At 68.5% G+C, this 13,865-nt stretch carries 13 protein-coding genes; 5 read left to right on the plus strand and 8 right to left on the minus strand.

The window, feature by feature from the left end; all coding sequences use genetic code 11:
- Positions 1-4 precede the first annotated feature (4 nt).
- The 8 genes from tssK to KEG57_RS00820 form a co-directional block, all read right to left on the minus strand.
- Entirely contained in the window at positions 5-1,279 is a 1,275-nt protein-coding gene (gene tssK, locus KEG57_RS00785; RefSeq protein ID WP_272457995.1) for a type VI secretion system baseplate subunit TssK, read from the minus strand.
- A 12-nt stretch (positions 1,280-1,291) separates the two neighbouring features.
- Positions 1,292-1,861: a hypothetical protein gene (locus tag KEG57_RS00790; protein WP_272418585.1), complete on the minus strand. Its 570-nt coding sequence runs from the start codon at positions 1,859-1,861 to the stop codon at positions 1,292-1,294.
- Positions 1,862-1,896: 35 nt separating this feature from the next.
- A complete protein-coding gene (gene tssC / locus KEG57_RS00795) occupies positions 1,897-3,555 on the minus strand; it encodes a type VI secretion system contractile sheath large subunit (RefSeq protein ID WP_272418584.1) in 1,659 nt (552 codons plus the stop codon).
- Between the two features lie 15 nt (positions 3,556-3,570).
- A complete protein-coding gene (locus KEG57_RS00800) occupies positions 3,571-4,512 on the minus strand; it encodes a type VI secretion system contractile sheath small subunit (protein WP_272418583.1) in 942 nt (313 codons plus the stop codon).
- Positions 4,513-4,695: 183 nt separating this feature from the next.
- On the minus strand, positions 4,696-5,562 hold the full coding sequence (locus tag KEG57_RS00805) for a type VI secretion system baseplate subunit TssG (protein WP_272457996.1): 867 nt from the start codon (positions 5,560-5,562) through the stop codon (positions 4,696-4,698).
- Between the two features lie 33 nt (positions 5,563-5,595).
- On the minus strand, positions 5,596-6,591 hold the full coding sequence (locus tag KEG57_RS00810) for a type VI secretion system protein IglI family protein (RefSeq protein ID WP_272457997.1): 996 nt from the start codon (positions 6,589-6,591) through the stop codon (positions 5,596-5,598).
- Positions 6,592-6,631: 40 nt separating this feature from the next.
- Positions 6,632-8,281 (minus strand): AMP-binding protein, encoded by a 1,650-nt coding sequence (locus KEG57_RS00815; RefSeq protein WP_272457998.1) that lies wholly within the window; start codon positions 8,279-8,281, stop codon positions 6,632-6,634.
- 54 nt (positions 8,282-8,335) lie between these two features.
- Complete coding sequence (locus tag KEG57_RS00820) at positions 8,336-9,379, minus strand: hypothetical protein (protein WP_272457999.1); 1,044 nt, start codon at positions 9,377-9,379, stop codon at positions 8,336-8,338.
- A 143-nt stretch (positions 9,380-9,522) separates the two neighbouring features.
- On the opposite strand from KEG57_RS00820, the gene KEG57_RS00825 reads away from it, so the two are divergent.
- Genes KEG57_RS00825 through KEG57_RS00845 form a run of 5 tightly spaced genes read left to right on the plus strand, consistent with a single transcriptional unit; the run spans position 9,523 to position 13,830 of the window.
- Positions 9,523-9,915 (plus strand): hypothetical protein, encoded by a 393-nt coding sequence (locus tag KEG57_RS00825; RefSeq protein WP_272418577.1) that lies wholly within the window; start codon positions 9,523-9,525, stop codon positions 9,913-9,915.
- A 3-nt stretch (positions 9,916-9,918) separates the two neighbouring features.
- Positions 9,919-10,860: a hypothetical protein gene (locus KEG57_RS00830; RefSeq protein ID WP_272418576.1), complete on the plus strand. Its 942-nt coding sequence runs from the start codon at positions 9,919-9,921 to the stop codon at positions 10,858-10,860.
- A complete protein-coding gene (locus tag KEG57_RS00835) occupies positions 10,857-11,447 on the plus strand; it encodes a 4Fe-4S single cluster domain-containing protein (RefSeq protein WP_272418575.1) in 591 nt (196 codons plus the stop codon). The genes KEG57_RS00830 and KEG57_RS00835 overlap by 4 nt, the downstream gene beginning before the upstream one ends.
- Positions 11,444-12,625, plus strand: a complete 1,182-nt coding sequence (locus tag KEG57_RS00840) for a hypothetical protein (protein ID WP_272418574.1) — start codon at positions 11,444-11,446, stop codon at positions 12,623-12,625. Before KEG57_RS00835 ends, KEG57_RS00840 begins: the two co-directional genes overlap by 4 nt.
- On the plus strand, positions 12,622-13,830 hold the full coding sequence (locus KEG57_RS00845; RefSeq protein WP_272418572.1) for an eCIS core domain-containing protein: 1,209 nt from the start codon (positions 12,622-12,624) through the stop codon (positions 13,828-13,830). Before KEG57_RS00840 ends, KEG57_RS00845 begins: the two co-directional genes overlap by 4 nt.
- Positions 13,831-13,865 lie beyond the last annotated feature (35 nt).

Below are 13,865 nucleotides of genomic sequence, written 5' to 3' on the forward strand. Positions count from 1 at the left end.
TCTATCACGACCGCCTCCAGGAGAGCAGCACCTGCAAGCCCTCGAGCTCCTTGGGCATCAAAAAACAGATCGCCCGCTCCCGGAGCACGGCCCCCCACTCGCGCGCGTCGTCGCCCGCCGACGAGCCCGCCCCCACGATCCGGAAAAAATCCACCGGCCCGCCGAACCGATGCCGGAACGGCGGGTTCGGCGAATACACGAGGCGCATGCCGCGGAGCGCGTGCTCACGCACGAGGCGGAGCCGCCCCGGGCTCGAAAGCACCGTGCCTTCGAGCGGCAGTTTGTCCGCCGTGCGATTCTTGAGGACCACCACGTAAAGCTCGGTCGCGCCGAGGGCCTGCTGCGGCAGATCCCCGGCGACGAGGCGACCATTCTCGGCGACGAACGAGAGCGCCGGCTCCTCGGGCAGGGGCACGCGGGCGCGCGAGGAGATCTCGTCGAACACGACGCAGAAGATGCGAGCGAGATCGTGGTGGTCGTAGGGAGGCGCCGCGAACGGCGCGGCCCGCTCGTCGAGCAGGCCGAGCTCGAGCGCGAAATTGCGTAATGCCGAATAGACCGGATACGGGTGCAGGTGCACCCCGCGGTCCATGTCGCCGAGCAGCCCGCCGAGCTTGCGGGCCTCGACACGCACACGAAAGAGCGGCGCCGCCGAATCCCCGCGCGCCACGGCCTCCAGCGCGAGCTCGTCGAGCGCGCCTTCGATCTCGGCGAGCTCGCCGCGCAGACGCGTGAGGCGCGGCGCGAGGTAGGGTGTGGGGCCGATCCGCACGAGCGGCGGGATGAAATCGGTCGCGAGGCGGAATTGGCCCCCGGTCGTGACCTCGAAATGGCCGAGCTCCGCCCGGCCCATGCTGCCTTCGATACTCGCCTCGGACGAGAGCACGACGCGGAGAAAGACGCGCGGGATTTCCTTGGGTGAGGGCGGTTCGAGCGCCCCCTCCGCGTTCGCCTCGTCGTCCGGAGGCAGGATGTGGGCGAACACCTCGACGCGGCGCCGCCCGACGGACTTGAGATCGAGCGGCGCGCTGAGCCGGGCATTGCCGGGCACGTCCACGAGCGCCCCGTCCGGCAGGACGGCGGAGAGGCCCGACACCCAGAGCACGCCATTCTTGGGATCGTCGCCGTTCCATTCGAGCCGCGCGATCCCGGTGAGGGGCAAACCGAGGTGGCTCGCCCTGAGCGCGGCTTCGGCCGAGAGCGCATCCTCGAGACCGAGGAAATGCTCGGGGAGCAGGACCTGCCCGATCCGCCATTTCGGCCGTGCCAGCGCCGCCACGGTTCGTCCCGGCTAGCTTTGCGCCAAGCCCCAGAGCTTGGCGAAGTTCTTCCCCTTGCCAACGGCGACCTGCAGCGATTGCGCCGAGGGCTGGGGCTTGATGCCGGTGTTGAAGGTGAAGTTGATGGGCGATTGCACCTCGGCCGACGCGTCGTCCGCCACCGAGAGGTTCAGCTCATCGCCCCGCTTCTCCAGGATCCCATTCATGTCGGTCGAGTTCGAGTGGAAGCAGAGGTAATACTCCTTCTGCACCGGGTCGTACTCGTAGACCGAGAACTGGAACGTGACCAGCACGTTCGTCATGGATGTGTAAATCAGGAGGGCGATGTTCTGCTTGTTCGTCGCGGAGACCTGCCCGGTCAGATAGACCGCGTCGGTGACGCCCGTCTCCCAGAGGATGTCGCGCAGGACCGCGACGACCGCCAGGTCCTCGGTCGGGTTCATGGGGTTCTTGCAGGTGAGATCGGCGGTCAGCGTCGTATCTCCGACCTTGATCGACGTGATGAAACCGACCGCTGTTTGCTTGTCCTTCTTGTAGTTGAAGCCCTGATAAACGTCGAGGACTTTACGAAATTCCGGCATGGCCGCTCATCCTTTCCTGAATGCTCGATCCCGTATCAGGGCCCGCCCAGGGCCGCTTCGAGCCGGAGCTCGACGTCCATTCCTTCGAATTGCGCGTGCGGCAGGACCGAGATGACCGACTTGTACCAGCCGAACGGCCCCGGCTTCGGCTCCACGGCTACAGTCACGGCCTTGAACGGATAGAACCGCAAGGTCAGATCATCGGGATTGACGACCGTCGTGACGTATCCGCCGAGCCAGTTCGCCAGCACCTGCTGGATGTACGGCCCGTCGGCTGTGCTGCCGATGTACTCGCGCATCATGCGCTTGACGAAATGCGCGATGCGCGTGATCGAGAACGAGTACGCGAGGTTCGTCACGAGGTGCGCATTCTTCGTGTTGAGATCCTCGACGAACGTGCGCGGCTTCTTGAGCGACTGCGCGCTGAAGAACGTGGCCACCGCCTCGTTCTTCTTGTGCACGAGCGGGATGAAGCCGTTCGAGGCGAACTGCAGCTCGCGATAATCGGGAATCGCGATCTCCACGGGCGGCTGCTGGTGCTCGTAGCCGTTCTTCTCGTACGTGTAGACCGTGAGCCCCTCGACGAGGCCACCGCCGCGCGGACCGCGGATGTGCTGGGCCCAGCCGGATCCCTCGAAGGAGCGGACCATGTTCTTCGCGAAGAGAATGGCCGCGTTGCCCCAGAGGAAATTGCTCGCGTCGTCGGTGAGGCCCGGCTGGACGGTCTCCTTGTAGCCGACGACGTTGCCCGGCTCGAGCTTGTACGAATGGCCGAACGGACGGCGCAGGAGGTACCGCGGCAGCACGAGCCCGAGGTACGCGGCGTAATCGGTGTCGCGCAGCTCGTTGTACTTGCCGAAATGCGGATGCGTGAGCACCGCGTCGAGGTCGCCGATCTCCGCGACCTCCTGCATCGTCTTGCAGGGCGTGAAGAACGTGGGCGCGACCGAGGAGACGAACGGGCAATGCGAGGCGTTTGCCACGCGGCCCATGGCGCGCAGCCAGTCGATGTCCTCGTCCGACGAGTCGAACTCGTAGAGGCCGATCATCGTGGCGAAGGGCTTGCCGCCGTACCGATCGTACTCCTGGATGTAGACCTTGTTGAAGAGGCTGCCGCCAAAGATGTCGGTGTCGTGATCGATGACGTCGGCGCCGATTTCGGCCTTGCTCCCGTCGAGGAAATCGATGATGACGTCCTCGCTCTCGACGCCGGACGCGAGGTGGTGGAGCCCCCGCCAGACCGCTTCGAGGGCCTGGAAATCATCGTCGTGGAAGACGTCGTCGAGGTGCTTGCCGAGCTTCTCGTCGACCTTCTGCGCGACGAGCGCGATCGCCTCGACGACGTTCGAATAACTCGCGAAGACGTGCAGCGGTCCGAGCTCTTCGCCGCGCGAGAGCGTGAGGTCGTCGCCGCAATTGACGAGCAGCGCCGCGAGGTCGTTCATGAACCGCGCGCCGTCGTTGATGTTGACGTTGCGGTCGTCGAACTTGAGCGGCGCCGTCGCGCTCGAATCGTCGGCGAGAGAAAGCGCGCCGCCGGACCCGTCGCTCGGCTGCGCCGCCGGCTTGACCTCGCTGATGAGGAGCTTGAGCGAGTCACCTTCCTTGAGGTCGCCCGCGGTCTCGCCGAACGCCCCGAGAAGATCCGCCTTGAGTTCGTCGGCGTTTTTGGGAGTTGTATTGGTGGCAGGCATGATCGCTCCTCGACCTCAGATCTCGAGCACCTTGTAATTGTCTTTCGCCCACTTCTGGAGCTCCTTGAGCCCGTCGGGCGAGGCGAGCGCGCGCTTCATCTGGGCGCGCAGCTCGGGGCGGTTGCGCAGCATGGACTGGAGCTCGAGCATCATCAGCTTGATGACGCGGAGGCGCTGGAGCTCGGGGATGCTGCTGGCCACGGCGTCCGGCGAGAAATCCTTCATCGACGCGAAGGGCACCGTGCGCTCCGCGCTGACCTTGAGCGGCGTGGTGATTGGCAGGACATACACCCTGCCCTTCGAGACGTCGTCGTCGTCGCTGTCCTGGGCCTCGGGCTTCGGCACGTTCGCCGCCTCGAGCGCGACCACGCGATTGCGCAAAAGGCCGGTCACGAGGCCGACCTTTTTGCGGGTCGACGGGTCGATCGTATCGCCGGCGACCTCGCCGGAGAACGTGATCGTCGCGCCCTGCACCTCGAGATTGCCCGCGTCGTCGATCGACTTCACGTCGAGCGTGCCGCCCACGACGATCTCGCCGTCGACGCGGCTCAGGCCGTTCTCCTCGGGCGTGCTCTGGAAATGCGCCTTGCCGGTGAGCGGATACTTGCCGGCTTCCTTGCGGGCGATGGCGCCGCTCGGGACCGTGCAGACGATCCGGTCGAGGGTCACGGTGCCGGGCAGGCTCGATTTGAGGTGCGAGAGCGCCTTCGGCAAATGCCAGGTCGGCACGATTTCGTGGAGATGATCGTCCACGGTGGTCCCGCGCTTGATCGAGCGAATGTTCCGCTCGGAGAGGGCGGGCAGGAGCCCCGCTGCGCGCTTGGAGCGGCCCTCGAACTCACCGAGGACCAGGATCCGGTAGGGCAGCTTCTCCTGCTGCGGCGTGCCGGTGATGTTGGTCCGGTAGGTGATGGTGAGCCTGGACTTGAAAATCTGGTCCTGGATGTACTTGCTCAAGATCGGTTCTCCTTCCCCACCACCTCGTCAAAACGAGGCAAGGCGCGCGTTTGCCAGCGATGCGCCGCTCGCCTTTGCCCCCCTCGTGCAGAAAACCCGAGGACCGAACCGTGGGGGCTCGGGGCTTTACGGTTCCAATCGCGCATAGCGTTTCATGGGTGCGCTCCCAGGGACAAATTTGCGTCACGCAGGGCGGTCGGGCGGGCGCCCCTCGAAGAGCGTGTGGATCTCGGAAGGCCGCGATTTCGCGAGTGGATCCCAGCCGAGCTCGCCTGGCCCGCGGACGATGAGCTTGCCCGACGCCTCGTGGTCGACGAGCAGCACGCGCAGGTGCACGGCCGCGCCGGAAAGCGCGGGCAAGACGTGATCGAAGAGACGAGCGCGCGCCTCGCGCGTCCACGGCTCGTTCGTCCAGGTCCGCGACGCGTCCGTGACCAGAATGGCGTCGATCCCGGGCACCGAGACCTCAGCCTCGCCGCCGAGCGCGGAAATGCCGAGCGTCGCCTGTCCAATCCGCGCGTCGGGCGCGGGCAAACGACGCTCGTGTCCGGCGCGGCGCACCGAGACTTCGAGCTCGGGATAAACCTTGCGAAAAAGCCAGCCCAGCGTCATCGGCGACGAGGGGCGAGCGAGCGTGAATGCCGAGCTGCGTAGGGAACGAGGGCGCGGGACGAGGCGCTCGTTCTCCACGGGCGCGCGCGTGTCGGCGTGATCGGCGAGGAGGCGATGGTCGGCGAGCGCGACGATGCCTTCGAGCGCCGGACCGGCTTGTGGATGCGCGAAAAGCTCCTGGAAATACGACGGCAGCGGGGTCGTGACCGCGCGCAGGCCGAGGTTCAGGGTGACGGCGATATGGTCGCCGACAAACTCGACCGCACGAACGAGCGTGGGTTCGAGCGCGAGCGAGGGGTGGCTGCGAAATCGCAAGGTGCGGTCGGGAAACCGCGCGCGGAGCAAGGCCACGAGGGCCGGGAGCTCGAAGGCCGGGGCGGCGCGCGAAATGGCCTCCTCCAGCGCGACGCGGCCTGCGCCGGGCGGGGCGTTGGGCATTTCGGAGGACAGCGGCGCCGGCCCGTCCATGCGTCAGGTCCCGACAAACGCGTCGAGGTCGACCTGATAGAGCTGTTCCAGCGCCTGCCACGCCGGGCCCCCCTCGGCCTCCCAGTGGGGCGCGATGTCGCCGATGTTCGCCGAGAGAAGGCGGAAATGAGGGGCGAGCAAGGCGGGCAGGTACACGCGCGGATCGAATCGATCGACGACGCGGCGCACATCCTGGGCCACGATCGCGGCCTTGCCCATGTCGCCGCGGCTCACGAGGAGCTCGAACGCTTCGAGTTTGCGGATGAACTGCTCGAGCGCGGCCGAGACCTCGATCGTGCGTGCGGGCGGCGCGCTGGGATGGAGTTTTTCCGAATCGAACACAGGCTCGGGGTCGGAGGGCGCGTTCTCTTCGGGCTCGTCCACGGCTTGCTCCTCGATCGGCGCCGGCTCCGCGGGCGTGACCTCCGCCGGGGGCGGCGGCGGCGGGGGCGGCGGCGGCGGCACGCGCTGGAAGACGCTCTCGCTGCGGGCGCGGAGCGCGGCGAGCTCACGCACGGATTGCGGCGACTCGATCACGGCCGTGATGGCCTTGGCGAGCGCCTCGGCCTCGGCGGCGGTCTTCGCCGTCAAATCGCGCGGGATCGTCGTGGCCCAGGTCTTCCACGTCGCGTCTCGCTTGGCTTCGTAGAAATCGATGGATGATCGAATCCCCCGAAACAAGAGCGTCCAGGCGGAGTCGGCGACGCGCGTTTTGCGCTGGAACGGCCTGAGCGCGCGAAAGCCTCCTTCGAGGGCGAAACGCACGGTCGCGAGGATCTCGGGCAATGCCACCGGGCCTCGCTCGGCGAAGACCCCGAGCAGGAAGGCCGCGATGAGCCGGGCGTCGGTCGCGCCGTCCTCGATCGAGAGCGAGGCACGCTCGGCGGCGGCGCGAAGCTCGCCCCCCTGGGCGAGGCGCAACGTATCGTCCACGGCCGCGGTGGTCGCATCCATTCCGGGGCCGGAGAGGGCGTGCGTGACGAGGTTCGGATCGAGCATGACGAAGACCTCGGACCGGGCGTATGTCGGGACAGACCTTTCAGATCCCGAGCATCTGCGCCCGGAGGGCGGTCAGATCACGAAAGACGGGGCTGCCCGCCTTCCGCAGGAGGATGCCCGAGGAGTATTGCCGATGGCACCAGTCGAGGTCCAATTCCTTGCCGACGCGCCGGGGGAAGAGGGGGAAGACCTCCACGCGCTCCGGGAGGAAGTCCTCGCCGAGATCCTCGCGGATCGTGCGGGAAACGAGGGCGGAGACGTCCTTTGCGGAGACGTCGTTCGCGCCGATGAAGACGAGGAGGAGGAAGGCCCAGCGGGCGCCGGGTTCGCCGGTCGGCACGGGCACGACGGCGGCGCCCACGATGCCGGGCAGCGTGGAGACGCGGGCCGTGACCTCGCTCGCGGGATACACGCGCGCGGCGCGGCGCGGGACGAGGGTGGAGCCATAAAGGAACTCGGCGCCCAGGCTCGCGACAAGAAAAAACCCTTCTTTGCCGGGCAGGGGGACGAAGACACCGGTCGCGCCCACGGCAGGTTCACCGCTGCCGCCGGAATCGAGCAGGAGGTACGGGCGACCGGGCGCGGGCAAAACGCGGGCGTTGCTGCTGCCAGGCCGGCGGGTGGAGAACAGCAGGCAGCCGCCGCTGGCCGCGTCGACGAGGACGTTGCTCACGGGAACACGCGCCAGGTCGTTTTTCTTGACGAACTCGTTGTGGGCGATCCAGTCGAGCGGCTCGTCGACGCTCCGGAAGACGTGGCGGAGGCGCGCGAGACGCGCGGGTTTGCGGCGAAGGTGGGCCGCGACCGCCGGAGCCACGCCGAGCACGGTGATCGGCGATTTTTCGAGGAGGGTCGGGTCTTCTTCGATGTCGGCCTTTCGAATGTGAACGAATGCCGCGCCCGCGAGCCAGGTCGAGAGGAGCAGGGCCGGCATGTGCTGTTGCATCGGAAAATCCGGCGCTGCGAGAGCGTCGCCGGGGCCGATGCGATAAGCGAACACGGCGTCGCGCAAGGCGTCTTCGAAGGCACGCGCGGCGGGTAGATCGACGGGGACGAGCAGGGGCGTGCGCAGCGGGGAGAAGAGCCGGGCGCAGGGTTCGTCGGGCGCGTACGCATATGGGGGCGCGCGCAGGGCCGGGCCATTCTCGACGAGGGGCAACGCGAGCGCGGCGAAATCGCCGAGCGGCGGCGGATCGTCGGGATCGACGACGACGTGCGCGGGCCCGAGCGCTTCGAGGCGCGGGGCGAGCGCGTGGGCGCCCGCGGGTTCGAGGATGGAGACGCAAAGGCCGAGGCGCAGGGCCGCGGCGAGGGCCACGACGAACGCAGGTCCAAGGGGAAGGACAATGGCGATCGGCGCTCCTGCCTTGGCGCCACGTTGCGCCCATGCCGCCGCGCACGCGGAGGCGCGCGCGTCGAGCGCGGAGAACGAGAGCGAGCGCGCCGTGGAACGTTCATACCAGACAAACGCTGGCCGGCCCGCGGCGACGTGGCGCAGGACCGCGTCGTGATAGAGATCCTGCGGTTTTCCCGGGCGGCTCCGGAGCGGCGGGCCTTTCTCGCGGACGAACTCGAAGAGGGCGGACCAGAAGGAATCCGGGGTCTCGCAGCTCTCGACGAGCCAGCCGCTCGAGGGGACATCGTCCTCGCGGGAGAGGTCGAGGCTCTGGACGAGGGCGGGGATCTCCATGAGGCGCCCGGGCAGACGAGCAGGGCGCGCGCGGGGCAGCAAGTTTTCTGCTCGTCAATTGCAGGTAGCCCCGTTCTCGAAGCACTTCTGGAAATTGCAGCGGCATGCCACGCTCCGGCCGCCCGGCAGGTCCGTGGTCCAGCCATCCTTGGTACAATCGGAAAACGAGCACCGTGTGCGGGCCGTTTCACCGCCGGGCAAGTCCGTTTCCCAGCCGTTCTTCAGGCAATCGGAGAACGAGCACCGCGTCCGCGCCGTCGTGCCATCCGGGTAGCGGGCCTCCCAGCCGTCTTTCATGCAGTCGCCGAAGGAGCAACGCACGTCGATGTCGCCCTCGGGCGTCGAGCTCGTCCAGCCGTCCTTCAGGCAATTGCTGAACTTGCATCGGCCCGCGGCGAAGACCGCGGCGGCCACGTAACGCGCGGTCTTCGCCTGCGCTTTTCGATCGGTTTCCTGGGCCGCGGCCTCGGCGGCGACACGCTCGGCCTCGAGCTTGCGGAACTTGGCGACGTCGCTCGTCGCGCTCGCCCATTTCAATTTCTTTGGGTCGTCGTGCGCCCAATGGAGGCACGCACGGGTAAAGGAAGGGACATCGTCCGCGGGGACCTTGGGCCTCACGCGATGACATGCCCGGAGAACGATGGCGTCGGCATCGGCGTGCGGCGCGACTTCAGTGAGCAGGTCGAACGATTCGAGCGAGGGAGTTTTCTCGATCGCCTTTTCGAGGTACCCGGCGGCCTCGAGCTCCAGCTTGGCCACCTCTATTTCGCCGTTCCTCGCGACCTTCGTGCGCCTCAGCTCAATCACGTGCTCGGCGAAGGACGTGGCGTCGTCCACCAGGTTTTTGCCCTCCGTGATCTTCATGCGCAGCGACGCGAGCTCTTTGTGGATCTCCTCCACGCGCGCAGCCTCCGCGTCCTCTTCCTTTTCGACCTCGGCGGCCCGCGCGGCGGCGCGATTCTCCGGCGGGATCAGGGTCGGCTCGGGCTCTCCAAAGCCACTCGTCTGCGTTTGCGTCTGCACTTGCTGCGGGAGGAGCGAGCACCCCATGCCGAGGACGACGGGGAGCGCGAGGGCCAGGGTCCGAGCCTTGGACATGCGCGACATATCGCGCCGATCGTACGCGGATCCGCGGCGATGCACAACCACGCGTGGTGCGCCGTCGCCAGCTACTTGGCCCTGCCCTCGCGACGCCTGGTACCCTCGTCCCACCGGAGGGAGAAACTCGCCCGGAAGGCCCGATGCTGGTCACCATTCGTATTCGAACCACGCGCGACGAGGGACGGACCGCGCTCTGCGAGCTCACGCTGGACCGGCGGCAGAGCTTCTCGGCGCTCGCCGAATCCCTCTTCACGCAATGGGAGATCGAGACCGCCGGGCCGCGGCTCGACCCGGAAGATCGCGCAGGCCTTTTGCGCAAGCTCGAGAGCTGGCTCGTCACGCATCGGCACGATCTCCGCTTCGGGCAGGCGCCGATCTTCGAGTACACGTGCCTGCGCCCGCCCGCGCCCCCGAAGCGGCCGCGCCCCCTGCCCCGCCCCGCCGAGGCGCCCCCTTCCCCGCCCGTCGACGACAGCGGCGAGGACGGAGCCCTGAAGCGCATCGAGGCCCAGATCGATTGGCAAGGGGGTTAGGCCATGAGCGGGGTGAAATCGCTGCGCATTCGGTCGAGCCAAAGGGACGAGGAGGCTTTGCGGCGGGCCGCGGCCGAGCGCGCGAAGCAGGCGCGCGAGGAGGCCTCGAAGGTAGAAGCCTCGAAGCCTTTGCCGCCGGTCCATGTGCCAAGGACGGCTCCCGTGGAGGCGTGCCTCCGTCGCGTCGAGCGGTCGATCGGGCTTTTGTCGGCGTGCGTCGCGCTCGGTGTTGCGCTCGATCGCGAGGCGGAGCAGGCCCGCGGCGGGCTCGTCGAATTCACGCGTCAGCCGGACGCGGCGCGGATCGGGGCCGTGGACGCGCTCGTCGCGCGGGTCTCGCCGCGCACGCTGGAAGAAGTTATTGCAGCCCGGCAGGAGGCGCTCTCGCGCGCGCTCGCCGTGCTGGAAGCGCCCGCGTGGCAGCGCCAGCTCGAAGCCTTTCGCCCCGGGCTCGCGGCCGATCTCCGAGGTTTGGCGGGACGAAGGATGCAAGATGGCCTTGCAAATGTCGCGAGCCTGCTCGGCGAACTCGACGCGCTCCTCGCGGCACGGGCGCGGGCGCGGGTCGTATCGCTCTGCGAGGGTGGCGTCGCGGCGGGGCTCCGGGCCTCGGAGGTCCGATTCGAGGCGCGCGAAGGCGCGTTCGTCGCCGAGCTCTCCGATGATCACGGCGTCTTCGCGCGGATCGCAGAGCACCTCGTGTCGTGGGCCGCGCTCCCGGAGATCGACGCGATCGAAATGCGGGGGCCCGCAGAGTGGGACGGCCCGGCCTGCGTGCATGGCGGTTATGCGGACGTGCTCGGGGCGCTGCGGGCGCAGGGCGTCGAGGCCGAGCTTTACGGCGAGGACGGGCGCGCCTTGTGGCCCGCGGGGGGCGACGGCGCGGGCGGCGCGGTGGTTGTCCTGCAAAACGGGGCGACGACGGGGAGGCAGGGGTCGTCGTGACGGACCTCCTGCTCAACCTCGCGGACGCGGTCGCGCCGTCGCGCGCGAACGGTCCCGGCGCGCGCGCGGTCCTCTGGGCGCAGGGCTGCTCGCTCCAGTGCCGGGGCTGTCACAACCCGCAAACTTGGGGCCCGGCGCCACGGCGTATCTGCACGGTGCATGCAGCCGCGTCCTGGGTGCGCTCGTTTCGAGGCTTGCGCGGGGTGACGTTGAGCGGCGGTGAGCCTTTCGAGCAAGCGCTCGGCTTCGCGACGCTTTGCCGCGCGCTTCGGGCCGAGGGCGCGGACATCGTGGCGTTTTCGGGTTTTACCCGGGAGGAGATCGAAGGAGACGTGCGGCCCCACGCCCGGGCGCTGCTCGCCGAGGTCGATCTGCTGATCGACGGCCGGTACGAGGCCGAGCTCGCGGCACGGCTGCCCTTGCGGGGCTCGTCGAACCAGCGTTTGCATTTCCTGACGAATCGGATTCGACCCGACGAAATCGAAGGTTTGCCCGCGGTGGAGTGGATCGGCAAGGGCGAGCGTGCGCGCGTGACGGGGTTTGTCCTCCGCGCCCTCGGCCCACGAACCGCCGAGGGTCGCGCATGAGCGGGAGCCCCGCGCCGGATCGGGAACGCGAGCCTGTGATCCTGCTGCTCGGTTGGCGTCGGTCCGGAAAAACCCGGACGCGGATGCGCTGGAGCCAGTACGCCCGCATGGCGCCGGTGACGGCCGAGGGAATCGGGCCTCCGCGGGTAGAGACGGGGGCAAACCCGGCGCCGACGGCGGCGGTGACGGAGCATCGGGTCGAAATCGGCGAGCGCGCGGTGCGGGTGATCGACGTGCCGGGGGCGATCGTGGACGCGGCGCGGGACGACGCCGGGGCGCTGCGGGATACGCTGGAGCCGCGGATCGGTCGCATCGGAGGCATCGTCCTTTGCGTGGCTCCGCCAGTGCCGCCGCGACGAAAAGGCTTGGTCCCAGGGCACGTACATCCCTCGCTCGTGCCGGCGTATGGCGACCTTTTCCCCGCTGGCGAAGCCACGGCCGAGCCCGCGGCCGCGCAGATGGAGGAGGTGCGCGCGCGGATCGACGCCGTGATGGCGTTCGTGGAGCAATTCGCAGGGCGCATGGGCAAGGACGCCCGCGACGTGCCCATTGCCGTGCAGCTCAATTTCGCCGATCTCGTCGCGCTCGGGAGCACCGACGACGAGGACGCGGCGGCGCGGGATCGGCTCTTCGCGCGGTATGGTCGCATGTTGCCGGCCGATCGGGGGGCATTCACGAACCCCGCGCAGATCGAGGCGCGGCGCGCGGAGGCCGCGGCGGTGGACGCCGACGTATCCGCCTTCGCGACGGACATCGCGGACTTCATGCGGACGCGATGGCCCGGGCACGATCTCTGGTTTTCGACAGCCGCGAACGTCGAGGATCCGCTCGGGCATCGGAGCGCGGCGGCGGGGCTCGTCTATCTCGTCGACCGGACGCTCGGGGAAGAGGCGCTCGTGGAGGCGCGCGCGCAGCGCGAGGCGGCGCGGCGGGCGGAAATGGCGCGGCGCGTGGAAGCGCGGCGGGCGCTTTTACGGCGCCTCCGGCCGGCGCTCGTCGGGGTGCCGGCGCTGGTCCTCCTTTTGCTGGCCGCGAGCACGGTGACCTGGGGGGGCCGCACGGAAAATGCCGCTCCGTTGCTGGTTCGTCGCGTGCGGTGGTACGCTCAATCTTATCTGGCCCCGGAGGGCCCCGGGCATGGGCCCGGCCCCCGTGCAGCCCGGACGCGATCGCCATGAGCCCGAAACAACGCGTCATCCAGGCGTGTTATCCCGCCAATCGTATCCCGGCAGCGATGCTGGCGCAGGCCTTTTTCCGGCCGCACGCGACGAGACCGCCGCACGCGGCCAAGGCCATCCAGCGAAGCACGACGTCCCTGCCCCCGCATCCAGCCACGGTGGCGCAACGAAAAAGCGCAACCCCGGGGCCCACGGAACGTCCGCCTCACGCCGCGACGCGTGGCGCCCCGCTGCAAAGGCGCGCCACGGACGAAACGGCCGCCATCAACCCGGCGCAGCCCTCGGGCGTGCACGCGTTCCAGCCGCCCGCGGGTTTCCTCGAAGGCAAACCGGCGCGTGACGGGCAGCCTCTCCCGCCCTCGGTGCTTCGAAAAATGGAAACGTTCTTCGAGGCCGATTTCTCCGACGTGCGGGTCCACGTGGGCGGCGAGGCGGCGTCGATCGGGGCGATCGCGTTCACGCTGGGCAGCGACATCCATTTCGCGCCCGGGTTTTACGAGCCACACACGTCGCGAGGGCAGGAGCTCCTCGGGCACGAGCTGACGCACGTGGTGCAGCAGCGCGAGGGGCGGGTGGCGAATCCGCTGGGCGACGGAATCGCCGTGGTGCAGGATTTCGAGCTGGAAGCAGAGGCGGATCGCATGGGGAGAGCGGTGGCCACGGGGCAACCGAAGATGGCGGCGAATGCGCGCCCCTTCCCCGCTTTCGGGCCTCCGGCGCAGAACGTCGGTCCGTTGCAAATGCGGGCGGCGCAGGCGAAGGGCGCGGGATATCGGCTCATCTTCGGGACGTACATGCACGAAAACGAGAGCCTCCCGGAGCCGCTCGCCGGCCACAGCTTCGTCGCGCTCGAGGAGCCGACCGGGGAACGGCACGCCTTCGGTTTTTCGCCCCAGAATTACGGCTCTTATGATCCACACCGGGACCTCGGCAAGCTCATGTCGGGCGTGCCCGGCGTGGTGCACGACGACAAGTCGGCCTTCGAGAAGCCCGGGGTGCGGCTCAAGGAATATCCGATCGACGCGGCGCAGGCGCAGGCGGCGATGGCGAAGGTGGCCGAGTATCAATCGGGGCGACACCGGTTCAACCTGCAATCGAAGCAATGCTCGGCCTTCGCGCTCGACGTGCTCCGCGCGGCCGACGTGAAGACGCCCGTGAGCGGATCCGTACGCGGGCCGCGCGACGTGTACGAAAAACTGCGATAAGGTTTTTCCCGAGGGAACGACGCGGAGGAGGCGGC

Source organism: Polyangium jinanense, from assembly GCF_028435365.1.